Annotated in this window: 13 protein-coding genes; 9 read left to right on the forward strand and 4 right to left on the reverse strand. The window is 54.4% G+C overall.

The window, feature by feature from the left end; translation table 11 throughout:
* Positions 1-5: 5 nt before the first annotated feature.
* From IPH75_05390 to IPH75_05400, 3 genes are all read right to left on the reverse strand, one after another.
* Complete coding sequence (locus IPH75_05390; protein ID MBK7141492.1) at positions 6-2207, reverse strand: CotH kinase family protein; 2202 nt, start codon at positions 2205-2207, stop codon at positions 6-8.
* Positions 2208-2388: 181 nt separating this feature from the next.
* Positions 2389-2850, reverse strand: a complete 462-nt coding sequence (locus tag IPH75_05395) for an SRPBCC domain-containing protein (protein MBK7141493.1) — start codon at positions 2848-2850, stop codon at positions 2389-2391.
* Between the two features lie 102 nt (positions 2851-2952).
* Positions 2953-3777, reverse strand: coding sequence for a metallophosphoesterase (locus tag IPH75_05400; protein ID MBK7141494.1), 825 nt, complete (start codon positions 3775-3777; stop codon positions 2953-2955).
* 242 nt (positions 3778-4019) lie between these two features.
* Between IPH75_05400 and IPH75_05405 the strand changes: the two genes are divergently transcribed.
* The 6 genes from IPH75_05405 to IPH75_05430 all read left to right on the forward strand — a co-directional run bounded on the left by IPH75_05405 (position 4020) and on the right by IPH75_05430 (position 17954).
* Entirely contained in the window at positions 4020-6395 is a 2376-nt protein-coding gene (locus IPH75_05405) for a Zn-dependent exopeptidase M28 (GenBank protein MBK7141495.1), read from the forward strand.
* 203 nt (positions 6396-6598) lie between these two features.
* Positions 6599-8476 (forward strand): PKD domain-containing protein, encoded by a 1878-nt coding sequence (locus tag IPH75_05410; protein ID MBK7141496.1) that lies wholly within the window; start codon positions 6599-6601, stop codon positions 8474-8476.
* A gap of 31 nt (positions 8477-8507) precedes the next feature.
* Positions 8508-9422, forward strand: a complete 915-nt coding sequence (locus tag IPH75_05415) for a homocysteine S-methyltransferase family protein (protein ID MBK7141497.1) — start codon at positions 8508-8510, stop codon at positions 9420-9422.
* A 173-nt stretch (positions 9423-9595) separates the two neighbouring features.
* Positions 9596-13210 carry a S8 family peptidase gene (locus tag IPH75_05420; GenBank protein MBK7141498.1) on the forward strand — a complete coding sequence of 1205 codons (3615 nt, stop codon included), beginning with the start codon at positions 9596-9598 and terminating at the stop codon, positions 13208-13210.
* Complete coding sequence (locus tag IPH75_05425; protein ID MBK7141499.1) at positions 13207-15357, forward strand: T9SS type A sorting domain-containing protein; 2151 nt, start codon at positions 13207-13209, stop codon at positions 15355-15357. The genes IPH75_05420 and IPH75_05425 overlap by 4 nt, the downstream gene beginning before the upstream one ends.
* Before the next feature lie 11 nt (positions 15358-15368).
* Positions 15369-17954, forward strand: coding sequence for a T9SS type A sorting domain-containing protein (locus IPH75_05430; protein MBK7141500.1), 2586 nt, complete (start codon positions 15369-15371; stop codon positions 17952-17954).
* Here IPH75_05430 and IPH75_05435 read toward each other — a convergent pair.
* A complete protein-coding gene (locus tag IPH75_05435; protein MBK7141501.1) occupies positions 17947-18432 on the reverse strand; it encodes an EVE domain-containing protein in 486 nt (161 codons plus the stop codon). The genes IPH75_05430 and IPH75_05435 overlap by 8 nt on opposite strands.
* Positions 18433-18627: 195 nt before the next feature.
* Between IPH75_05435 and IPH75_05440 the strand changes: the two genes are divergently transcribed.
* The 3 genes from IPH75_05440 to IPH75_05450 all read left to right on the forward strand — a co-directional run bounded on the left by IPH75_05440 (position 18628) and on the right by IPH75_05450 (position 25910).
* Complete coding sequence (locus IPH75_05440) at positions 18628-22338, forward strand: S8 family serine peptidase (GenBank protein MBK7141502.1); 3711 nt, start codon at positions 18628-18630, stop codon at positions 22336-22338.
* 168 nt (positions 22339-22506) lie between these two features.
* Complete coding sequence (locus tag IPH75_05445; GenBank protein ID MBK7141503.1) at positions 22507-23112, forward strand: protein-L-isoaspartate(D-aspartate) O-methyltransferase; 606 nt, start codon at positions 22507-22509, stop codon at positions 23110-23112.
* Positions 23113-23198: 86 nt separating this feature from the next.
* Positions 23199-25910: a zinc-dependent metalloprotease gene (locus IPH75_05450; GenBank protein ID MBK7141504.1), complete on the forward strand. Its 2712-nt coding sequence runs from the start codon at positions 23199-23201 to the stop codon at positions 25908-25910.
* Positions 25911-25922: the final 12 nt, after the last annotated feature.

The raw sequence follows: 25922 nt of genomic DNA on the forward strand, positions 1-25922 counted from the left end.
CCCGCTCAGGGGCAGGCAGGCAAGGTCGGGCGAGGCGTAAAGGTCAGATAAGATATCAGAAGTGACAGATCGCTCAGATCGATGCTATCGATACCGTTGATATTGGCGGCATCCACGCAAGGCAGAGCTGGCCTTGGTACGACGCTCAGGTAAGCGATCAGGGTCGAGAGATCAGAGAGATCAATTGTCCCAGAGCTGGTGACATTGCCGCGAGTTCCACTGCAACAACTGACTGAGCAGTTGGTGGCGCCAAAAGTCGGGCCGCTGACGGCAAACGCACCGGTAGCATCGGGGCAACGGGCCATGCTCGAGTCTGTCACCTGGGCTCCAAACACGACGGAATCAATCAAAATCAACGCAGAGTCGGAAAGAACGACTGCCTCCCCTGATTTGGAGAGGGCGAAGTTGGCATGGAGTCCGGCCTGCGTGACATCCTCATCGGCCCAGATCGTCATGTAGCTGAAGGGAGCAATGGCGGTATCAGGGAAAGTCCATTTGCCGAAATTCGTCAGTTTGTCGGAAAGGTGACAGCCGACCAGAGAGATCGGGGCGGCGGTTGGATTGTACAGCTCTATCCAATCCTCGAACTCGCCATCCTGGTCAGCCAGAGTGGAGAGGTTGTCGGCCATAAACTCATTGATCTTGACGGCGGAGACGGTTGGCGTCGTCACGATCAGGACTGAATCCTCGAATTCAGCGCGCGGCGGCATGAAGGTCGCGGAAGTGGCATTCTCGGCGTAAATATAGTAGTGGATGTCTGATGTCCCGGCGATCACGGAAGCACCAAAGATGCCATCGGAGGCCAAACCATCGTTGTGAGCGCCATCATCAAACATGGCAACCACGGTAAAGGGTGAAATCAGGTCATCACGATACTTCAAGGCAACCGAAGTGGCATTGCTGACGGACGCTGCGACCCAGGCGGTGGTACCGGCGGCGAGAGGGGTATTGGTATGGGTCACCTGAGAGATGACCGGAGCAGGTGCCGAGAAAAGTGGCTGACTGTTGAGATGATTGAGCCGCCCTGCCATCAGTTGCACGATTCCAGGGGTGGCGCCGACCGCGGACGTGATGTTGTTCAGAAAATTGGCATAGGTGGAGAACTTGTTCGGATCTGCCTGAACATGGGAATTGATGATGGCCTGAAGTTCGAGAGCACGAGTCCGATACCAGTCTGAGGCTATCATCTCAGACATGATCGTTTTCATGTGAGCGACATATCGCTTTTTATAGGTAGAGTTGGACAGGATCTTCTCGATGATAGGATAATCGTCGTTGGTTTCGTTCAGATACGGATTCAGATTCTGCATCTGGGTAACAGACAGAGGCCCGCCACCAATGATCTGACTGAATCCTCCCATATTCATATTGAGGTCCCAGATGATCGGATTGAATCGCTTGGAGGCATCGCGATAAAGATAGTAGTTGTGGGCGAAATTGATCGGCCCGTCGAGATTAACAAACAGGTTGTCGTAGGCAAGCATCCAGAGATGCCGGTCGACATCAAGTACTCTTTCAATTTCTTCCGTAAAATTGTTCAGGGTATCAAAGAAATCTATCAATTCGGACCATCCTTCATTGGACTCAATCTCGAATCGATCCATATAAGTGGTTGAGTCTTCTCCCTCGTATGTCCAGATTGGATAAACGGTCTGTGGGCCGCCAGCGACTTCGCCCTTAAACCTGACACCGGCATCCTCGTAGAAATGGGTGCGCATGAAAAGCTTGTCGACATCCTGCACGCTGACATACAAGCCCATCAAGGTACCATTGACGTAGACATTGCAGTAGTTCGCCCGGGAGGCGGGCATGTAATTGCGGGCGATCTCGTACGTGAGGACCTCACGCACGAAACTCGGATCAAACCAGACGTTGGCCAATTTGAGGGTACCATAGCCCTGGATCGTCTGGTTATTTATGATGTGGTCAAGTTTGATATTGAACGGATTTTTGGTGCGGTTGGGGTTGTACGTGCTGAAACCTTTGTAGCGTACACCAACGCTGTCGTACTGGACGCCATCGATAGTGACAGTGCCAATGAGCCGTTCCTCGCCTATCGCGTAGAGGCTGTCCAGTATGTGGTCCCAATTGGACTGAGTGAAAGTTATCTGAATGGTACGGACGGAATCAATGTCGTAAAAGTCCTGGCTGGTTGCAGGCAGAGCGAAGCCGAGAAGTAACAGTCCGGCCAAAATCAGTTTCCGCATGGCAAGCTCCGTTGAGGTAGCAAAGGTTGAGAGTACGGCTCTTGGGGTCATCGCAGTAATATAGATGGCTAACGGCCAAAAAGCGTGCGGAAAAGAATCGTCACCAATTGTTTCGGCATTCGCGCCAAAAAGGATGACCGGGTCGGAGGCCGACCCTGCCGCAAAGCGGGATGGCTCGCGCTCAGATCTTTCTCAGATCTTTTCCATATCCGACATAGGCTTTAAGCGCTGTATGGAACTCGCTCCATCCTTCGCACATCATAAACGCGTTGCGAAGGTGTTTGGTGGCGTAGCCGGAGTCATGGACGCGAAAAATCGTCTTGTTGCCCTTCCTGACAAACTCAAACCGGATAGTGAGGAGGTATTTTTCATCCGGGCCTGGGGCCAGGAAGATAATCTCCTTTTCGCGGACAAACTTGACCGGGATGAAAGTCCAGCTTCCATACTCCTTCCATGTCCAGGTTACCGGTTCCAGAGCGGGACCAAACTCGCCCAAGAAGTCATCGATGAAGTGCTTTTTGAGATGTTTCCCTTGGGTGGCAGCTTCCCAGACCTTTTTGAGGGGGGCACGAAAGACATTGGAAGTCGTATAGCCCAGTTTCCCTTTGCCGACTGGCAGCTTCTTAGAACGAGGAGTAGCCATGAGTCATATCTCCTTCTCTCAAGTTGACCGTGGTGTCCCCACTATATGGACATGGACTACTTCTGTCAATTATTAGTCAGTGATTCAGCATCAAAAGTGAGGTTATAGATTCCAGATCCGCTGGATGACCGGTTCGCCGTATTCGGCACCGCCGGTATGGACAGTCAGATTGGGGGCGGGTGAGAAGGAAGCTGTCCAGTGGCTATGGCCACACAGGACTGTGATGCGGGTCTGCGGGGAGGCGATGGCAGTCCGGAGCAACATCTCCCCCATTTTCCGGCTGGAGAAAAAAGGCTGGTAGTTGTCGCCGGAGATATGGCCACTGTAGAGGGAGGCTTCGCGAAAAGGCGGGACGTGCGTTGCTATCAGCAGATGAGAAAAGTTGGGGAGCGCCTCAGCAACCTGTGTCTCGAGATAATTGGTCGCCTCGGCCGAGAGCCGCTGCATGACAGTCAGCCAGTGGCGCCGGACCTCAGGATCGAGACGCGGGATAGTCTGGTCAGGGCGGCGGAAGTCGCGGATCAGCAGGAAGTCGTTCAGCAGGACCGGAGATCTTTCGTAGTCGCCATTGCGGCCATCGGGCCAGCCGTCATGACCGATCAGGCAGGTAGAATCTGATAATGGGATGATCCCGGATTGGGTCAGGTAGGTCAGTCGGGAGTTTTCCTGATTGAGGTGGCGCATCTGCTCGCGAACAGCTCCAATCGACCCGCGATAGAAATCGTGATTACCGAGGACGAAATAGATGGGGCACTGGAGATGGGCGGCAAGTGCACGAAGATAGCTTTCGAGAGAGTCAGCCTCGCCAATGTCACCCGTAATGACCAGGGCATCGGGCCGGTTTTCCGTCAACGTGGAGTAGAACGAGGCCAGTGCCGCATCAGAGAGAAAATTGAGGTGAATATCCGTCAGCCAAGTCAGTCTCATGAGCAGGTAGTTACAAAGCAGGAGGTTTCAACACAATCAAAAACACACAAGAGCCAAAAAGGTGCAGGGAAGCCTATCATTGACAAAAACGTCCTATTTGCTATATTGAAGGCATGAAACTCGCGCCCCCTTCCCTACCATGATGCCATCATGATCCGATTGCACATATCCCTTTACAGACAGGCAAAATTGAGCGAGGCAGGCGACCGCGCTCATGGTGCTGAACACAGGAGAGTTATCTGATGAAGAAATTCTGGATCGTCGTCGCGGTGCTGTTGCTGGCAGCGGCCAATGCCACTTCAGCCGATCTGTACAAAGTCACAGCCTCATCACCGCTGGACCATCAGCGGGTAGCGGCACTCGGCGGAGAACCGGTGGTTCGTCTGCTGGATGGTTACCTTGTGTTGATAGAACCATCCTCATCTGCAAACCTGGTCGAGAGTGGTCTGGAGTTTCGGCTGGTTGCCAACAATATCGAACGAGCAGATCTGGCGCTGGATAATCGGAAGGATCGCGCCAATGCGAGCAAGTATCGATTGCTATTCGAGGAGTCCGGTTTACGGCTCTACGATGTCGATCGGCTGATTATCGCCAGTCAGGCAGAAACGGGAGTGCCGGACCTTCGTCCGCTCCCCGAATCTTCCGTAAGTCTCCGAGTTGAGGAGACGACATTGCGCGCTGAAGAGATGCTGGCAGAGGTGGCGATCGCCGGTGCACCATTGGATTCCCTGATTGGATTGATTTCGCAGGATTCGCTGCAGGCCAACTTGCTGACACTTCAGGCATTTGGGACACGTGTGGCCGGAACAGCTCCGAATATCACTTCGCGCAATTGGATCCGGGACAAATTAATCAGCTATGGATATACCAGCGTGGTTTATGACAGTTTCACGGCCTCTGTCTCAGGCGGGACGAAGATGTGCTACAACGTGCTGGCCACGCAAACCGGGACAGTCCATCCCAATCACTTTGTGATCGTCGGGGCACACCGCGACGCGGTTACTGGTTCGCCGGGGGCCGATGACAATGGTTCGGGGACAATCGCGGTGCTGGAGATCGCCCGCGTGCTTAAGAATATTCCGACCGAACTGACAATGATCTATGCTCTATACGACGCGGAAGAATACGGGTTGTACGGATCAGCACACCATGCGGCAGAGCTAAACGCACGCGGGGACTCCCTCGTGTACATGCTGAATATGGATATGATCGCGCACTTCCAAAATACCGCAGACGCAAATTTGTATCATGGTTCCAATACTGAGTTTTCGTCGCTCTGGATCACCTTAGCAGATTCCTTGGTTGGGATCACGGGACATCTGGCGGGAAGCTCTTCCGGGTCGGATCACTATCCATATTCTCAATATGGTTATCCGGTTACGTTCGCCGCGGAGTACATCTTCTCAACGGTATATCATTCGGTTCGCGACTCATCGAGCTACATGAACTTCCCTTACATGACAAAGTTGGTAAAAGGATGTTTGGCGACCGGGTATACGGTTGCACAAACGGCCGGACCCCGCCCGTCGTTGGCGATGGAACTTTCGTCCGCGGCACCGATCATGGTGCAACCGGACGGATCAACGTCGTTCAACGTAACGATAACCTCGGCATATGACGGGACAGTGGTACCGGGGTCGGCGCGCCTGCACTACGCGCTTGATGGTGCGGCGTTTGTTGACGTTCCGTTAACACTCGTCGGCGGCAATGTATATACGGCAGTATTCCCCGAACTGACGTGCGGAAGCGACCTGCAATATTATCTGTCGGTGGACGAAGTGGTCTCCGGGACATTCAGTTTCCCGGATCTCGCACATCCGTATCAGGCGGTTGTGGGAACCTCGATGACGGTGGCGTTCGAAGATAATTTTGAGACGAACAAAGGATGGACAGTGACCGGAAATGCGGTAGACGGCCAGTGGAGCCGAGGAGTTCCGGTCGGGTTGGGCGAGCGCGGAGATCCTCGCTATGACTATGATGGTTCCGGCAGTTGTTTCCTTACAGATAATGTTTACGGAAACTCTGATGTAGACGACGGGACGACTTACCTAATATCGCCGACCCTTGATCTCTCTGCAGGAAACGCGCAGGTCAGTTATGCGGTCTGGTTCTCCAATAACTTTGGCGCGGCTCCATACGAAGATGTATTCAAGGTATGGATCTCCGAAGACAACGGGTCAGTCTGGAATCAGGCAGATGCGGTCGGACCGGTGACGGACGCCGGTGGTGGCTGGTATGTCCGGACATTCTGGGTGGGCGATTGGGTGACGCCGAGCAGTCAGGTCAGGTTGCGTTTTGAGGCGGCCGATCTTGGGTCAGGTTCGGTGGTTGAGGCGGCGGTAGACGCGATAGCAGTGAGACGGTTCGACTGCGCTCCTCCCTCATGCTGTACCGGTGCGACTGGGAATGTGAACTTGAGCGCGTTGGACAATCCGGATCTTTCGGATCTGGCGATGTTGATCAGTTACTTGACGTTGACCGAGCGACCGGAACTCCCCTGCGCCGATGAGGCAAACGTGAATCAGATCGGCCCATTGACGCCAGATCTGTCAGATTTGTCATTGATGATCGCCTATCTGACGCAGACTCCGCGCCCGGAACTTCCGGCCTGCCCATAATTCAGGCGATTGAATAGAATGAAGACGGGGATGGCATGTGCTGTCCCCGCATTTCTGGAGAATAAGTAGCCTCACGGAGTCCTGTTTTATCAAGAAAACTACTTGGCAGGAACCGAGTTAGCGTGTATCTTGTTATGACGACGAAGTAAATCCCGCTCGCCTACCCTCACTGGGCGCGTACACCAGACAGAAGGAATGTAGAAATGGTCACACTGAGATTGGACCTTCCCGGTGCTGTTCCGGCAGGTCTTCGCGCGCTTCTCACCATCACACTATTATGCATGGTCGGAGTTATCCTGTTGATATCCAGCGATGTTGCCGCGCAGGATGTCGGCTCCACAGGCGCCACCCAAATGCCGGAGAACGGCGAATGGTGCGGGACGCAGAAATTGTGGGAGCTCAAGAGTGTGGCGAATACTAATGAAGCGGCGGCCTGTATCGGTAATGGACCGTGCGATATTGCCGGGACGCGCAATGCGTTCATTCCGGAGCCGGACCAGTCAATGACCATCATTCGCTTGATGTTTCATATAATTACGCTGGATGACGGAAGTAACCCATCCACTACCCCGAGCATGATAGCACAACAGGTGGCGAACCTGAATGCGGATTACGCGCCGCTGCGCGTTTCGTTCGAATACGATTATCGGACGCATGCATCGACGGCTTACCGCTCGCTGAACGGGGGCGAATTCGATCTGATGAAGGAAGCATACGCGATCATGCCGGATTCTCAGATGAACGTCTTTGTTTCGTACGTGGAAGAATCATATTCGTACGGCACGTTTCCCTGGGACGGGGACGCCTTGACCGCCCGTGGCGGCATTGTTATGACGACCGGGCACTTTAGTTCGGTACAGTCGACACTGGCGCATGAAGTCGGACATTGCCTTGGGCTCTGGCACACGCACCACGGGGTCAGCGAAGTCAATCAGTGCAGTGATTGTTATGAAAAAGCAGCAAGCGGCGACGGAGACGTGACCGGAGATTTCTGCGAAGATACCGAACCGACTCCGTTGAGTTACGCGTGCGGCGGCCCGGGCGGGTCCGATCCGTGTAACGGTCAGCCTTGGGGGGCAACCGATCCGCAGAATTACATGGGATATGCGGGCGAGGGCTGCTGGAGCGAATTCTCCCCTCAGCAAAGAGGCAGAATGCATTGCTGGATCAATGATCGCCTGCTCGGCTGGTCATCGGGGGTCAGATTCAATTATTCAAACACGCTGGGCGAAGCGCCCTTGACTGTTGACTTTGAAGGTATCACCGCCAAGACGGTGAATGACTGGAATTGGACGTTTGGGGACGGGCAGTCGTCGACTGAGCAGTCGCCGAGCCACATGTATAATAATCCGGGACAGTATGATGTTCGTTTGACGATTGACGCGGTCGAGGGGACGTATGAAGCGATCCGTCGCGAGTTAGTCTGGGCCCACAAGGATACCCTAAAGGTGGCGACAGTGAGCACTGTTCCCGGGACCTCTCAGCGCATCGATATCTACGCACACAACTATTTGCCGGTACAGGAATTGTTGCTGCCAGTAAGCTGGGATGGCCCGGCGACGGTGACCTTTGATTCCGTCTCAACCGCGGGACTTCGGACAGCCTATATGGCAGTGCAGGACTATGCGCACTATGATGATTACAGCAAGCGGATCACCTATCGACTGGCAATCTCGCCGTCGGGGATGCAGTCGCCACTGGCGGCCGGGACTGGTCCGGTGTTGTCTGTGTACCTGACTGCTGCTCCGGGGACAGTGGTTGATAATCCGGTTTCGCTGATCAGCTACTCAACCGCGTTTCAGAGCTACGCGCCGACGTTTACCGTTTTGCCGGGCAACTATGGTCCGACGACCGTAGCCGGAAAACTGAAGGCGTGTCTGGCGGGCGATGTTAATAATGACGGAATCGGTCCAGACGTTACAGACCTGTCATTCCTGATCGGATTCCTCACCGGAAGCGTGCCGCAGTTGCCGAATCCGGCAACCGCAAACGTAAACGGCACGGGGCCGGTTGATATTTCAGATCTTTCATATTTCATTCTTTTCATGGTAGGCGGTGGGGCTGCGCCGGTCTGCCCTTGACCCTTGTTGAGCCAGGATTGTCGGAGAGACGATGAGTCGGTCTTCGCTTGATTGGTTAAAGAGATTGAACATACAGGGACCGGTTCTGCTTGATGGCGGAACTGGTTCTTTGTTATGGGAGCGGAAAGGGAAGGCAGGTGGGAATGCCGGAGCTCCCTCTTCCCTGTTCAACCTGACTGATCCGGGGATCGTGGAAACGGTCCATCGAGAGTTTGTGGCCGCGTCGTCTCAAGTACTGGTGACTAACAGCTTTGGAGCGGTATCGCGATACTTACAGCAATTTGGGATGGCGGGTCGTCAGGAGGAGATCAACGTTGCAGCGGTAACTTTGGCCAGGCGTGGCGCGAGTGGGGCGCTCTCGGAGGTCCTCATCGCGGGATCAATAGGGCCATTGCCGCCGGACCTTCCGGACGACGAGGTCCGGTCGCTCTTTTCGGAGCAGGCGCGGACCTTAATTCAGGCCGGTGTCGACCTGTTGCTGTGCGAGACGATGATGTCGGGAAGGCAGGCGGCAGAAGCGGCGAAAGCGGTAAAACGAGTGATGGCGGAACTTGATCGAGCGATGCCACTGGTAGTATCGATGGTTCCCCCACCAGACAGAAAGCCTCCGGATGATTGGGCCGCCGTAAGTGAACTGCTGACTGCCGGTGAAATTGACCTGTTTGGGTTGAATTGCGGAGAGGGCCCGGATGCGATCTGGAGAGTTCTGGACAGACTGGATAAAGAGAAATTTGGTCCCTATTGGATCAAGGCAAGCGCCGGTCTACCCCGAGTTATGGATGGGAAATTGGTCTACCCTATTAGCCCAGAGCAGTTCGCAGGAGAAGTTGCTGAGATAGTGAAATCTTTTCCGGTTGTCGCGGTGGGTGGTTGTTGCGGCGCGTCGCCGCAGCACATTCATTCTCTGGGCGCAGTTCTTCATCGCACGACAAGGGTTGAAGTGTGAAAAGCATGACACATCAATTTCTTGCCGAAGACGCGACAAGTAAACGAATTGTGGTGCACGGTCGTCTTGTGAGTGATATGCCAAAAAGTCTGGTCCCAATACAGAATATGTTTCGCCAAAGCAGTGCTCTCCTCTGGATACTTCTCCTGCTTGTCTGGCCAATGAGCTCAGGAGTGGCAAACAGTGGCAAAGGGTATATCCCGGGCAGATTTATCGTCAAATTCAATTCCGATATTGCGGCCGGACAGGTTCGTCAGGCGTTGTCCGCTACCATGTCGATGGAGCCGCTGTATCCGACTCCGATGCGCGCGGCCGCAACGGCGGGAAACGAATGGGGAAGGTACTTCATTGTGACTGCTGACAGCGGAGCGACTGTAGAGGCGATCCGCACCGAGATCGGCGATGGTTTGATCGCGTACGTGGAGCAGGATCAGTACCTTGAATTCTCCGACTGGCCGACCGATCCCCTCCTGTCGAATCAGTGGTACCTGGTAAATGAAGGTCAGGAGTACTTCGGTATCGCGAGAATTGACGGATACTTCAATGACCAGTTGGTTATGAAATCCGGGGACCCAGACGCTGATATCAAAATCAGAGCGATCTATGAGAATCCGCCGTCAGACACACACGATGTGGTGGTTGGCGTGATCGACACCGGCACCGATCCGTTGCATCCGGAGCTGGCTGGGCGGCTCTGGCAGAATCCGGGTGAGATCGCTGGAAATGGCGCTGACGACGATCATAACGGATTCGTGGATGATACGATCGGGTGGGATATGTCGGGGGATACATCGCGATTTATCGACATCGTCGGAGATAACGACATCACGGATATTCATGGCCATGGGACTCATATTGCAGGGATAGTGGCGTCGAATGCGGATGGGGTTGGAATAGTTGGCGTTGCTCCCTGGTCAAAGGTCATGACAGTTAAGATCCGGCCAAACGCGTTTTTGTCGATCGGAACCGCCGGTCTGCTGTATGCGATCAACAACGGGGCAAATGTCGTGAATATCAGTTGGGGGACACCCTTCCAGGCACTGGTTCTGGAGGATGCGTTGCGATATGCCCGACAGAGCGACGTGTTTGTGGCGATAGCGGCCGGAAACAGCGGCGATAGTACGCGGGCCAATCCGGCGGCAATAGATTCGGCGTTTGCCGTCGGCGCGGGGAATTCTCGCGGATATATGACCTGGTTCTCGACTTGGGGACCATTCGTGGATATTGTCGCTCCCGGAGAGGATATCCTCTCACTTAGAGCGACCGGAACAGATATGTATGGTTCGGAGGCGGGTGAACCGGGAGTCAGAATAATTGGGCCGGACTCGCTGTACTACCTGTCAGATGGTACCTCGATGGCCGCGCCGGTGGCGGCTGGGGCTGCGGCGCTCTTGAAATCGATCAGGCCCGACCTGGCAGTTGGTCAGATAGAAGATCTACTGCGCCTTGGGGCCGATGACTTAACCGATCCTCTCGAACGCGGCGATACGCTGATCGGACCGGACTCAGTCTGCGGTTATGGTTACCTGAACATTGCGCAGTCGCTGGCACTGGTGACACATGGATCAATCACCTTTAGCTCTCCCCTTCAGATGCAGCGATACTTCGGCGCCGTCGAGATCCGGGCGTTACCGCTCGCAGGGTACAGCGGGAACTGGACATTGGAGTACAGCTACGGGCTTCTCTCAGAAAACTGGCAGACGCTGGCAAGCGGCAGTAGCCCGATGTCAGACAGCGTGCTTTTTCTCTTCGATGAACCATCAATGAACGGCTGGATAAATCTTCGCTTGAGTGACGACTTCGGTCACCAGTCGATCAGGCGATTTTTGTATGTCAACGAGGATTCGTTGACGCTGCTGTCCCCTCGCATGGGTGACACTCTTCGCTATTCGATAGCAGTTCGCGGCAGTGTGTATGGTCCGACTTTCGACTCATTGCGGGTTAGTTATCGGTCAACTGGTTCGGAACAACTGCTCTTTCATGGAAGCCAGGAATACTTCGATTCAGTGATCACCAACTGGAATGCATCGGGACTTAAGAGCGGCAATTACACGCTCTACTTTCGAGGGTATTTTGAGGACTCGACTCGAGTTGATTCCGCCCGCATTTATGTAGCATCCTCGTTTGCCGCGGGATGGCCGCAAGCTCAGCCATCGCGCGGGGCGGCCTCAGTGGTGATCGCGGACCTGGAACATGACGGCGTAAACGAACTGATCGCCACCAGTGCTTATGGGTTGTTCGTTTTTGAAGCGAATGGAGTGCTCAAACCTGGTTTCCCGGTGCTCACCGACAAAGATATGCGCTGCATGCCTGCGGTATATGATGTCGATCAGGATGGCGTGGATGAGATCATCACGCTGAATCCGGAAGGGGTGCATGTTTTCAATCCGGACGGAAGTTATGCGAGTGGTTGGCCGCGCCTGATGGAGACCGGAGTCTCAACACTGTTTGGCGCACCAACACCATCGGTGGTGAACCTGATGGAAGGGCAGCCGCCGGTTATCATGTTTGTGGATGGGCTCGGTGAGGTCAAGGCGTATCGACTGAATGGTGAGCCATACTTCTTCTCGCTCGGTGGAATATTTACGACCTTTCCACCACATCCGACTCCAGTCTATTTCTTTGCCGGAAACTCTGTCTCGACAGCAGACCTGGATGGGGATGGGACAATCGAAGTAATCGTCAATTACTGTGGACTTGATCCCTGGGCAGGTGTGGCAATTTATGAAGGGCGGACCGGTCGGCCTGCGTTTCGACAAACCTCCGCTTTATCAGTATTTGGGATGCTTACATATGGAATGGTTTTATCCGACCTGACTGGCGATAGTCTGCCGGAAGTGATCGTGGTCGGCCAGAATGAGACGTTTCAGCGAACGATCTGGGTGAAAACACGTTCCGCGACGTGTGGCCTGAAGGATCTTCCCGGCTTCCCGATCGTGATGCCGGAGTACAATGGTTGGATCGGGAATTATCCGACGGTGGCGGATCTCGATCTGGACGGCATCCCGGAGATCATCTGCACCTTTTATGAGTTTGATATTTGTGCATTGGTGATCTTTAAGGCCAACGGGCAGCCCTATGTGACGGTGGAGGGTCATCCGGAGGGTGAGGCGTTCCGTGGGGCGGCGACGCTGAGTAATCCGATCGCGGCAAATCTTGTGGGAGATGAACATCCTGAAATTGTTGCTCGAGGTGGGTATATACTCCCCGGCACCGGGAATGAGACTATCTATCTCTTTGATTTCACAGGAGCATTGGTGCCGGGATATCCGATCGTTACACCGGCCAACAAGCGGGTGGTGATCTCCGATAACTTCTCCCCCCTCATTGATGATATTGATTCTGATGGACTGGTGGAGTTGGCAATGGCCGGAGACGGATCAGAGATATATGTATGGGATTACGAAGCATCGGCAGAAAGTGGCGACAATCAGAGCCGGCTTTTCCGGGATAGCCGCAATCGCAATATCTTCCCCGGCGCAAGTGTCGCGACAGATGTTGAAGAGGAAGAACCAAATCTCCCCGCGGCCTGGCGATTGGATCAAAACTACCCCAATCCGTTCAATCCGACCACGACAATTTCCTTTGACATACCTCGTCAATCACGAGTGCGGCTGACTGTCTACAATCTGCTTGGACAGGAAGTGCGAGTATTGGCGGATCGCGTCATGGCACCTGGGCGGCAGGAGATCGAGTTTGACGGATCATCGCTGGCAACCGGGCTTTATCTGTATCGACTCGAAGGTGACGGATTTGTGGCGACCCGAAAGATGGTGCTACTCAAATGAAGCGACTGATAGCAGCTCTTTGGCTGATCTGCGTGGCGGCGGCTTATGGTGAGATCCCGGATAGTCCGGACTATTCCCTACGTTGGTCCGGCTATACGGGTGTTTCGGTCATCGATAGCTACCTGGTCTGTGCGACCCACTCCGGGCTGGTCGTACTGGAACGGAAAGCAGGACCGACGCTGGCATATGAGATGGTCAATAACTTGCCGCTGACCACATCGTTGGTTTCGCAGAAGCTGAGTTATCCCTGGCTGTTGGTGCACACAGGTGCGGACCAGATCTGCCTGGTGGATGTTTCGGATCTCCCCAATATAGCAGTGGTGGCGACGTATGATATTGCGTTTCCATTCGAGGATTATGAACTTCGGGACAGCAGTCTATATGTGTCGATGGGGTTCGACGGTTTGTTGCGATATCGTTTGCATGGGATGACGGATGCGGAATATTTGGATTCCAGCATTGTCGGCATCAATTATACGCAGTTGGAGCGCAAGGGGGATACACTGTACGCACTGGACACCTACAACGGTGTCCTTCGGTATCTTCTGTCCGATACGGCTGCGCCAGCGTTTCTCGACTATCTCTATGTACCGTTTCAGGTGCATTCTTTTACCATTGAAGACAGCACGATCGTGCTGCTGACTCACAATAGCAGATTCCTGGTGGCCAATGCGGCAGTCACTCCACCAGTGATTGTCGACTCATTCCAGACAATCACGCAGCCGACCTGTCTGTTTGCGCTGGGAAATCTGGTGATCATGTTCGACACACTCGTAGAGACGATAGAGGTGATCGACCGAAGCACCGGGCGGGATATATTCGTTACGGTGGATGACTTGCCTGCCAATCCGGGGATCGGCGAGGCCTACACCGCAGAGACATTGGATTACCTGATCTACCCATCGACCATGGGCAATTTGCTGGCTATCGACTTGCAGTCATTATATTTCGGGCCAATCGCCCCTCTTCAGCTCGTCGAGCAGCGCGGTGCTTTGGCTGGCCTGGCGTTGCACAATGACAAGCTATTTTACGGTGGGCCGTTCAATCCACTGGAGATGCAGCAACTGGCGACCGATGGCGAACCGTTGAACAGGACCACCCTGTACAGCGGACTGACGGATGTCTCCGGCATGGAGCAACAGGGAGATTCGCTGTTGGTCCTATACCCACAGATCCGCAGGTCACTGACACTGGAGGTCCAGGCGGATACGAATATCTTCCGAGGGACGCTTTTTGTAGATACATCGCGATATCACATGTTGCGTCTGAACCCGAACAAGATCGATTCCATGCGGTCGTATTTCCTCATTGGTGATACTCGGGTGGATATCTACACCATCAGTGATTCGGGCGAGATCTCGCTGATCAACTACATCAACACGGTCGGAAAGATCACCGATGTTGAACTGGTTGACTCGCTGATCGCGGTGACCTCGACAAAGTTTGTCCGCTTCTATCGCTTGTACAACAACTTTGCGGTTGAATATCGGAGTCAGTTCAAGACGGAGTTGGAGATCACAGAGACGCGGGCGCATATGCATCGGCTGATGGTCTTTGAAGGGGGAAATCTGCAGATGGTGAATGTTTCATCGCCGACCAATCCGGTGATCGATACAACCATCCGACTGGACCGCCGGGTCTACGCGACCGACACGGACAACGCGATGATGTATGCCTCGACCAATCGAGATATTGCGGTATTTGACATCTCCTCCCCCACTCCCCGCCTGCTGGATGCCGGTGGCATCGGCGGGTATTTCATAACGGCAGAGAACGGTATCGCGGCAGTTTCGGACAGCTTTTCGATCATGCTCTATGACCTTCGGTCGATCCAGACAGATGTTGAGGAAGAGCAGTCGACGGTGCCAAGACAGTTTGCGCTGGCACAGAATTATCCGAATCCATTCAACCCGACTACGACGATCAGTTACACGTTGCCTCGCAGAGCAAACGTTATTCTTGAGGTATTCAATCTGCTCGGGCAGCGGGTCGCGACACTGGTCAACGGTGAGCAGTCTGCGGGGGATCACCGAGTTGAATTCGATGCATCCGGCGGGACAAGCGGGCGATTGGCCAGCGGACTCTACTTCTATCGTTTAGAGGCTGGGGAGATCCGTGAGACTCGTAAGATGCTGTTGGTGAAGTGAGCGGGGTCAACATGTATCTCCGCATAGCTGTCTCGTTTCTTCCGGCATTTTTGGCAATCTGGCTGTGCGGCGTGGCAGAAAGTACCCTTGCCGCAACCTGGCGTGTCAATAGTTCTCAAGACGCGCATGACCTGATTGCGGGAGACGGCATCTGCGGGGACCCTTCTTCCCCCGATTCAACCTGCACTCTTCGTGCGGCACTCGAAGAATCCAACAGCACTCTACAGGCTGATACCATTGTGGTGCCATTCGGTTATTCGCCGATTCGATTGCGATTGGATGAGTTAGTGATCGGTGATCGAGAGACACTACTCCGATCGGAGGATGGTTCGACGGTAATCGATGGAGCGAATCAGCCGCTCGGTTCGGATCTGCTGATCATCCGGTCACGAAAGAACCAGGTCGCAGGATTGACTTTCCGTCGAGCGCGCGGCAACGGTATCGTGATCGAGAGTGACAGCAACCTGATCGGCGGGACGGGCGCATCAGACGGGAATACGGTCGTGGGAGCGGGGATTGACGATCGGGACGCGTTTGGCATTCTGATAAGCGGCGCGTATAACCGCGCTAGTGGCAATTATGTCGGGATGATGCCAACCGGCGGAGTGGTCATTGGGAATGCGCATGGGATCGGAGTGGTCGGCAATGCGCATCACAATCTGATCGGTGGAAGCAGTCCGGCGGAAAGAAATATCATCACCGGCAATAGCGGTAATGGGATCTCTCTTTTGGGTGGGGCGCATCAGAATCAGGTGATCGGTAATTTTGTCGGGCCCGACCAATCCGGGATCACTGGCCCCGGGAATGGCGGTCACGGTTTGTATATCGGAGCAGGATCATCAGACAATTTCATCGGTGGGATCGGAATCACAAATCGGAATTATCTCTGTGGGAATCTTGGTGACGGGGTAAAGATCGAAGGACCAGATAGTGAAGGAAATATCGTGCTGGGGAATTCGATCGGCATGGATATCACCGGATATGTGGCGATGGGGAATCGCGGACATGGCGTATCACTGACAAATGGCGCGCGGCGGAACCAGATCGGTTTGACGGACTCGGGTTCGACAAATATCATCTCAGGGAATCTCGGACATGGGATATCCATAACCGGAGCGGGATCGGATGAAAACAGTATTCGCGGCAATTTGATCGGTTTTGATTCATCTGGATTCGGGCCGGTCGGTAATGGCGAGTATTTTGGCGCCGGGGTATATCTTGGTGAAGGAGTGGCTCGAACTGTGATCGGCGGAGCGCTGGAATCGGAGCGGAATTACTTCGCCTATAATTTGTTGGGGGGGATCTACCTCGATGGTTCGGATGACAATGTGATCCAGGGGAATTATGTCGGGGTCAGCCTGTTCAACTTGAGTGCGGGATACAACGGGAACGGGATTGTCCTTCGAAATGGAGCCTCAAATAATCTGATCGGGGGAAGTTCGGCAGGTGAAGGAAATACGCTCTCCGGGAATCTAATGGACGAGTTTCCGTTTGGTGCGGGGATACTCATGGCCGATCCCGGCACAGACCGGAATCGGGTGTTCGGGAATGTTATCGGACTGGATGCGACCGGTTCGCGGCGAATCCCCAATGCATCGGCAGGCGTGGTTATTTGCGAAGGAGCCAGTTATAACCAGATTGGCGGGGCGAATGCCGGTGAAGGAAATATCATTTCAGGGAACGGGTATGCGACGAATCTGGTGTCGATCGGTCGCGGAGTGCACCTGTATGGCGATGGTACGGCGCACAATGTTATCAGTGGGAATCTGATCGGACTGGCCGGTGATAGTCTCTCAGTGACACCGAATCTGGGGAATGGAGTCGGCCTGTATTTCGGCGCCCGCGACAATGTCATCGGCGGGACAACCGAAAGTGCGGGAAATCTCATTGCGGGGAATCGGTCACACGGAATCTATCTGCAGTCGGGTGATACCAGGCGAAATCTGATACGGTTTAACCGGATCATGGGGAATGATAGTCTGGGAATAGCCATCCGACAGTTGGCACAGGATGAGATTGAGCCTCCTCTGCTCGTCTCCTATGTAGCGGGCGAGGTCACGGGTATGGCTCTCCCCTTTGCGACTGTTGATATCTATCTGGCGGAGGATGATGCCTCAGGAGCGGGCGAAGGCTCAGTCTGGTTGGCAAGTGGCGCAGCCGATGCAAACGGCGAGTTTGCGATTGCGATCGACGCCCAGCCGGCGGACGCCCTGGTGACAGCAATCTGCACGGATCTGTCGGGGAACAGCTCGGCGTTTTCCAGTAATCTGTCACTTGACCTGATCACCGACGTAGGCGAGCCGGAGCAGTTGCGTCCGGTCAGATTTGCACTGGCCCAGAATTACCCAAATCCGTTTAACCCGAGCACATCAATCACATTCACTTTGCCGTTTCCATCTCGGGTGCGGCTGTCGGTCTATAATATCCTTGGGGAGAAAGTAACAGACTTACTTGTGGCGACGTTGCCTGCCGGTGAGCATAGCCGTATCTGGGACGGGGCCGACCAAGCGGGCAGTCCGGTGGCCAGCGGGGTTTACTGGTACCGGCTCGAGGCAGGCTCGTTCACCGCGACCCGCAAAATGCTCTTGCTTAAGTAGACGCAACACGCCGCTTCATCAACATTTCGATAATCTTCCACTCGCCTGCGGTAACCGGCTGAATTGAGAGCCTTGCGCCGCGCTGACAGACCATCATCTTCTCCAAACCCGGAGTTGCCCGCAATTCTGCAAGCGTGAGGATAGTGGCAAGCTTTGAATTGAAGGTAACATCGACGGTAAACCAGATCGGTTTATCGGAGTTGGCTTTGGGATCGAAGTATTGGCCATTCGGTTCGAATTGGGTTGGATCGGGGTAGCCGGACCGAGTGACAATGCAGGTCCCCGCTATGCCGACGGGATCAGTGGAGCTATGGTGGAACAGGACTTCGTCCCCAACTTTAACTAAATCACGTAATGTATTACGAGACTGGTAATTGCGTACGCCAGACCATGAAGTGGTCTGTTCAGGCGAACGATGCAGGTCATCAATCGAAAAACAATCCGGTTCGGTTTTGAAAAGCCAATACTGCTTTGCCATAGGTCGTCTCACAAAATGAGGTTCGACACAAAATACGGTTCACGGCCACAAAGTGCAATCACTTCATCAGGGATAATCTGAGACGCGGCAACGAGATAGCAATTGACATGGGGAGAAAGAACGGTATATTTGGGTGTACTCTTATGTTCTACTGAGAACCGCCGACCTTTACTGAAGACAGACCTAGAGGACGACATGAATTATCTGACTCGCATCACGATCATTTCAATTGCCGCAATCATGTTTGCCGGAATCGCCTTGGCGGACTCGGCTCCAACAATCTTACTGCGTAATGGCCGATTTTCGCCGGACCCCATCAATTCGGTAGATATTCAATCCGGTTTAGCCAATCGTCACGCCCTGATGCAGTTCGAGCGTGCACTTTCCAGCAGCGACAAAGAGGAATTGGAAGCCAGAGGGATCAGACTGGTCGCGTATGTCCCGGAGAATAGCTGGATCGTCCGTTTTGAAGGTCGTCTCGAGGATTCGGATCGGGGGCAGTTTGGAATCCGCTGGTTTGGGGCGATAGAGGCTTCGCAGAAGATCTCTCCCCTCGTTTCACTATTAAGCGGGCCATCGGCCAAAAAAATGGCAGATGGGCGAGTTTCATTTGCGGTGGTTCTTCACGCCGATGCAGACGCCTCGGTAGTGACGGAACAACTCCGTCAGACGATCGGCGCAGAACTGATCGGCGTGGATCCTTCGACCAACACAATTGATATCATCTGTGCTGTCGACCAGTTTGAGCAGATCGCCAGATTCGACGAGGTCCAGTGGGTCGAGCCATACGTGCTGAAGCAGGAAGAGCATAATGATAATGCGCGGTCGAATCTGAAGGCCGACCAGGCACAGGCGGCTCCGTACAATCTGGATGGCGAGTTTATTGTAGTCGCGGAGTGGGACGGTGGTGCCGTGAGCACGACGCATCCCGATCTCTCAGGTCGAGTGACCGTTCTTGGCGGGGCCTCGACTGCCGCGCATGCTACACATGTTGGCGGGACGATCATCGGAAATGGAACCAATTCCTCGGGCACTTATCGCGGAATGGCTCCGGCAGCCTCGATCGTCTCGCAGCTCTGGTGGAGCAGCAGTAGCGAGGTTTTCAGTGAATACCAGAATGTGCTGCAAGCGCACGGTGCATCACTTGGCACAAATTCCTGGGGATATTCGGTGGGAGATCCTGCAACTCAGCAGGCTTGCGAAGATGTTTTGGGAACATACTTCTCAGTCGATGCCACCCTGGACAATATTGTCCGTGGAAGTGCCGGTCGACCGGTAACGATCATTTTCTCCGCTGGAAACCAGCGTGGGACTGCCTCCAAGTATTGCGGCTCGCTTGGTTGGACCTATGGGACTTTGGATGGCCTTGCTTGCTCGAAGAATGTGCTTTCGATCGGCGCGATCAATTCAAATAACAGCAGTATGACCTCATTCTCATCCTGGGGACCGACAGACGATGGCCGCATTAAGCCGGATGTTGTCGGGCCAGGATGTCAGTCGACCGGAGACGGTGGTCTCACCAGTACAAACACAACCACCGGATACACGGTGATGTGCGGGACTTCCATGTCTGCTCCGGCAGTGGCCGGTGTGGTAGCACTGATGCACCAGCAGCAGTATCTCAGTTGGGGGGCGCAGGCGATCCTGCCTTCCTCAATCAAGGCGATCCTGGTCAATTCGGCGACCGATCTTGGGTCGACCGGACCAGATTATCAGTACGGACATGGTCGCGTTGAGACAGTCAACGCCGTGAAGAAAGTAGCAATAGGAAGTCCTTCCTATATCGAGAGTCAGATCGCACACGGAGATGTGGTGCAATACGACATTACGGTCCCCGGTGCGACGAGCCGTTTGAAGGTGACGCTGGCATGGGATGATCCGGGTGGAACTGCCATCTCTGGCAATACACTCATCAATGACCTGGATCTGGTACTGATCGATCCATTTGGAGCCGAGACCAAGCCATGGGTAATGAATCCAGCGGTGCCTTCAGCTTCGGCGACGCGCAATTTCAACCGCAGGGACAATGTGGAGACGGCGGAAGTCGTCAGCCCGAGCGCCGGACTCTGGAAGGCGCGGGTAACCGGATTTAATATCCCGGATGGACCGCAGAAGTTTTCTCTGGTTTTCACACCGGACAGCATTTATCAGCCGGGCCAATCACTGGCGATGGCGGTCTACGAGGAAGGGGATCAGGTCGTTCAGCCGGGAAGCAGTTCTCCGGTAAACTTCTGGGTATCCAATGTAGGCGGCTCGCAGGACTCGATCAGGGTTCGGATCACCGATGATCTCGGCTGGATCAGCACGACGATTGACACGACCGTGCTACTTTTCCCCTATGATTCAGCAATGTTTACCGTGACGGCCAGCGTCCCGGCGATGGCTTTCGCTATTGATTCGACCATAATTACTTGCCGCGCGAATTCGCAGACGGATACAACAGTTGTCACGACCAACGGTACGAGCATACGGGCCGCAACAACCTATGCCCTATCGCTGGCGACAGTAAATGCAGATACCGCCAATTCTCCGGAACAGGTGCCTCTGTCACTGAAGATCCGGAATGAAGGGAATGCAGTAGGTCAGTTCGACATTTATCCCGGCTCGATTGACAATTGGCTGGTGGCGCCATCGTATACTGCAACTACCATTGGCCCACGTGATAGTACTACCCTTTTATTTACCTTGCACATTCCAGAGGAAGTGCTTCACGAAAGTGATCATATCATCTCGTTACGGGTCGTTGGACCTGGCGGGACGGAAGATACTTCGGAAGTGACGTTCCATACGCTGAATCCGGTCTTCCCCCCTGCGCTGATATCTCCGGATACGGTATTGTATACGCAGGACCGCCGTCCACTTCTGCAGTGGGACGGAGCGGCAGACAGCTACACGCTATTGCTTGGCAATGACACAAACCTGAGCGTCGTGAGTCGGACATTTGCCGGCCTCACCACGACATCGTTTGCGTGGTCACCGAGTGATTCGCTGCCGGATGGTGAGTACTTCTGGGCAGTGAAAAAGTATGTGAGCGGGGATTCATCCTCGATTCAGCGATATCCCCGACGTCTGGTGATCGACAATATTGTACCAGAGGCGGTTGAGTTGTATTCGCCGGTCTCAGGCAGTGCGACTGCCTCGCCACACCCGGGCTTCGCCTTTTCAGAGCCCGCAGGCTCTGGACCAGGGACCGCGCCTGAGAACACACAGTTGGAGCTGGCGACCGATACGGGTTTCACGCAAGACCTGATCGTCTATCAGCCGATCATCGGAACCAGTTTTGTGGTGCCTGACTCTTTGTCGGACAACCGCTGGTATTTCCGTTTCCGCAGGCTTGACCTGGCCGGGAATATTTCGACGCCGGGAGTCGCGCCTAACTTAACGGTTGACACTCGAGTACCGGATCTCCCGGCAGAGCTTGTGCCGAACAATGGCCAAACTGTGGCGACCTCACCGGTCTTGCTACGCTGGACAACCACTCCTCTGCCGAGTTGGACAACTTCGCGCGAGTATTATTATCTGCATGTATCGACCCTGCCGAATTTCGGCGACTATACGGTGACTGGATATCAGTATGCTGACAGTTTCAGCTTCGGGTCGGCCGTCGCCGGCACAACATACTACTGGCGTGTGAAGTCGCTTGACTCGGCCGGACATGCGACGGCCTTTTCCGTCGGTCGGTCATTCACCTATCAGCCGTACACCTGCGGCGATGTTACCGGGAATGGCGGATCGCCTGACCTGACAGACCTGTCCTACCTGATCGCCTACCTGGTAGCCTCGGGGAATCCGCCGCCAGTACCGGCGGCTTCGTCCTTCGACTGCAATACGACCATAGATCTGACAGATCTGTCGATTCTGATCAGTTTCCTGACTGGTGGGTCGACCCCGCTCTGCTGCCCGTAGACAGACTAGAGTGGATCAGAGCAGAACAAAAGGCCGGTATATCCGGCCTTTTTTCATGTAAATCCCTACCCACCAGGTCTCCGGGAAGCTATATTGGTCCCGCCGAAAGGATTGGATGTGGCTGACCAGAAGCTATCGGAAGCGACGCTAACTTTGCGACGGAACCGGATGGTCGAGGAACAGATCATCAGGCGGGGCGTTGTCGATGTAGCGGTGCTTGACGCGATGCGAGCGGTCCCACGGCATCTGTATATGCCGCCGGTGCTCATTGAGGTTGCCTACGACGATTCTCCCCAATCGATCGGATATGGGCAAACGATCTCGCAGCCGTATATTGTTGCTTCGATGACGGAGCAGCTTGGGTTAACAAAGGATTCGCGAGTTCTCGAAATCGGGACCGGGTCCGGTTATCAGACAGCGGTGCTGGCGGAAATTGCACGCGAAGTGCTGACGATAGAGCTGATTCCGGAGTTGGCGGCGTCGGCCTCGAACATACTCAACCGTTTCTATCCGCATAGAGTGAAGATGCGGGTGGGAGACGGTCATGACGGATGGCAGGAGGGGGCTTCTTTTGACGGAATCATCGTCACGGCGGCAGCGGACGAGATTCCTGCACAATTGGTGAATCAAATGAACGTAAACGGACGTATGATAATACCGGTGCGCTCGGTGAGATCTGACCTGCAGGAGTTGGTTTTGGCCATCCGGACAGCGGCAGGTGTCACCTGCGAAGTGCTCTACCAGGTGCGCTTCGTTCCACTACGACGCGGGTAATCTTTTGGACCCCAGCCCGCTTTAGTGATAACCGTGCACAAACCAAATTGACGAAACACAGAACTAAAACCAAGGAGAGACAACCGATGCGTTTTTATCGCGTCTTCATGTCTGCCCTCGTGGCAGCATGCCTCTTGCTCAGCGCCGAGACATCGTTCGCCGGTCGCCGGGTCTACACCATGACCGGATTGAAAAAGCCGATGGCCGATAAACCGGCCAGACCTGGTGGGGATTCCAAAGATGCCGAGAAGCCATTTGCGGACCTGATCAAGGATCGCGTGGTGATCAGCGGGCTTTTCACGTTCTATGTCGACACCAACACCAACGCCATGTACATGTCGATCAAGCCTGACCAGTACGACAAAGTGTATATGTGCGGTACCACGATCTCCAAGTCCGAGGGAGCCTTTTTTGATAACGGCTCCATGAGCGACACCTACCCGTTCTATTTGAAGCGGGTCGGGAAAAAGGTGATGTTGATGGAGAAGAATCTGCGTTTCCGTGCCGACACTTCTTCCACATTGCACAAGGCGGTCGAAGCGGGGATCTCCGACGCGTTGATCGCGTCATTCAAGATCGAGTCTAAACCTGATTCGGCCGGAGCGATCCTGATCGATCCGTCGAGCTATTTCATCCGCGATGCTGAGAATATCAGTTACTTCCTTGGACAGCTCGGCCAGACGGCGATCAGCTTTGATAAGGAGAACAGCTATTACGAGACGATCAAGTCATTCCCATTGAATTCAGAACTGGATATCCGACTGCATTATCGCACGGTCAGAACACAATCTGCGCCGAGCCTGCAGAACGGCACCAGCATGTACCATACGTATCACTATTCTCTTTCGGCATTGCCCGAGGGTGATTATGTGCCGCGACTGGCGGATGACCGCGTGGGTCATTTCCTGACCCTATACCAGGACTACAGCAAACTGGACACGGAGAGCCCGTACGTTCGATATGTCAATCGCTGGAATCTGAAGAAGAAGGATCCGGCGGCATCGGTCTCTGAGCCGGTCGAGCCGATCGTTTATTGGATCGAGAACACGGTTCCCATGGAGTACCGTGAGGCGGTGAAAAAGGGGATCGAGTTCTGGCAGCCGGCGTTTGAGAAGGCCGGATTTAAGAATGCGATCATTGCCAAGCAGATGGAAGATACGGCGACCTGGGATCCGGCGGATGTGCGTTACAGCACGGTACGCTGGATCATGATCCCGGGTGGCACGTACGCGGTAGGACCGAGCCGCGCCAATCCGTTCACGGGTCAGATCTATGATGCCGATATCCGCGTCGGGGTCGATTTCATTCGCGCCATGTTTAACACCATGGAGAATTGGATCGGACCGGTAACTTTTGACGGTCAGTATGGCCAGGAAAAGACGGCGGTGCAGAAAGCGCTTGAAGAGATGCGCGCTGATAACCCGCACTTCTGCGACTATGAGTCGCAATCAGTGGAGCATGCAGCTTTCGGTCTGAATTATCTGCTGACGACGATGGGTGACTTTATCGACAAAGACTCCCTGACGCAGGAATATGTCAATCAGTACATCACTGAACTGGTGGCTCACGAAGTCGGGCACACGCTCGGATTCCGTCACAATTTCAAAGCCTCCACGATCTATACCTTGGACCAGCTTGCCGACAAGAACTTCACCAGAGTGAATTCCACCGGCGGCACCGTGATGGACTACACGCCGGCCAATATCGGCGGTGCGGGACGTCCGCAGGGCGAGTTCTACGCTACGGTGCCGGGACCGTACGACAACTGGGTCATTGAATATGCGTACACCGATTTTGGCGCAAAGACGCCGGAAGAGGAAAAGATCCCGTTGGAGAAGATCGCTTCACGGGCGACTACTCTCGGTACCATTTATGCAACAGATGAAGATGCGTTTGGATCAAGCCCCAAATCGATCGATCCGTTGACGAATCTGTTTGACCAGGGGAGCGACCCTCTCGCTTATGCGACGCACAAGATCAAGTTGACGCGTGAGCTGTGGACCAACGCGATAAAGAAATTCGAAGTACCGGGGACCCGGTACCAGAAACTTATGTCGGTGTTCCAGAGCGGGTGGCGGTCGTTTATCGAATCGTCACAGTTGGCGCCGAAGTATGTGGGTGGATTGTACCACTCGCGCAGCCACATTGGCGACCCGGATGGGAAACTTCCGTTCCAGCCGGTTTCAGCCGCCGATCAGCGTCGGGCGATGCAGTTCCTCCGGGATTATGTCTTCTCATCCGATGCGTACGATCTCCCGGCCGACCTGTTGAACAAACTGGCACCGGAACGCCATCCGGACTTTGCCTTCTCCGTCTACTCCGTCTCGCAAGTGGATTATCCGTTCCACCAGATGGTGATGATGGTTCAGAAGAACTCGATCGACAAGCTGTACAGCCCACTGACGGTTGGTCGGCTCCTTAACAATATCGAGCGGTACAAAGCTGGCGAAGAAAAGTACACCATGCTCGATATGTTCTCTGATTGTCGGAAGATGATCTGGACGGAGGCGGCCTCGCCGGCCTCGACCAACAGCTTCCGCCGTCAGTTGCAGTTGACGCATTTGCAGAAATTGATCGACATCTATTTGAGTACGCCGGCGGCGTATCCTTCTGATGCGCGGACTTTGGCGGCCAACGATCTCGAGGTGATCGAGGGGGCGGCGACGCGTGCATCGGTCGCCGGTGGGGTCGACGAAATGACGCGAGCCCATTTCAAAGAAGTGGTGCGCCAGATCAAGGCAGCCCGTTCCGCCCAGCGGACATTCCAGTCGGGAATGTCCTTTGGCATCGGCGGTTGAAACTTGCGCTGA

Source organism: bacterium, assembly GCA_016708025.1.
Taxonomy (GTDB): Bacteria; Zixibacteria; MSB-5A5; order GN15; family FEB-12; genus FEB-12.

Coding starts and splice junctions, on each gene's coding strand:
- IPH75_05445 (MBK7141503.1), top strand. CDS start 22,507: ATGGTCGAGGAACAGATCATCAGGCGGGGCGTTGTCGATGTAGCGGTG.
- IPH75_05400 (MBK7141494.1), bottom strand. CDS start 3,777: ATGAGACTGACTTGGCTGACGGATATTCACCTCAATTTTCTCTCTGAT.
- IPH75_05440 (MBK7141502.1), top strand. CDS start 18,628: ATGAATTATCTGACTCGCATCACGATCATTTCAATTGCCGCAATCATG.
- IPH75_05450 (MBK7141504.1), top strand. CDS start 23,199: ATGCGTTTTTATCGCGTCTTCATGTCTGCCCTCGTGGCAGCATGCCTC.
- IPH75_05415 (MBK7141497.1), top strand. CDS start 8,508: ATGAGTCGGTCTTCGCTTGATTGGTTAAAGAGATTGAACATACAGGGA.
- IPH75_05410 (MBK7141496.1), top strand. CDS start 6,599: ATGGTCACACTGAGATTGGACCTTCCCGGTGCTGTTCCGGCAGGTCTT.
- IPH75_05405 (MBK7141495.1), top strand. CDS start 4,020: ATGAAGAAATTCTGGATCGTCGTCGCGGTGCTGTTGCTGGCAGCGGCC.
- IPH75_05435 (MBK7141501.1), bottom strand. CDS start 18,432: ATGGCAAAGCAGTATTGGCTTTTCAAAACCGAACCGGATTGTTTTTCG.
- IPH75_05430 (MBK7141500.1), top strand. CDS start 15,369: ATGTATCTCCGCATAGCTGTCTCGTTTCTTCCGGCATTTTTGGCAATC.
- IPH75_05425 (MBK7141499.1), top strand. CDS start 13,207: ATGAAGCGACTGATAGCAGCTCTTTGGCTGATCTGCGTGGCGGCGGCT.
- IPH75_05395 (MBK7141493.1), bottom strand. CDS start 2,850: ATGGCTACTCCTCGTTCTAAGAAGCTGCCAGTCGGCAAAGGGAAACTG.
- IPH75_05390 (MBK7141492.1), bottom strand. CDS start 2,207: ATGCGGAAACTGATTTTGGCCGGACTGTTACTTCTCGGCTTCGCTCTG.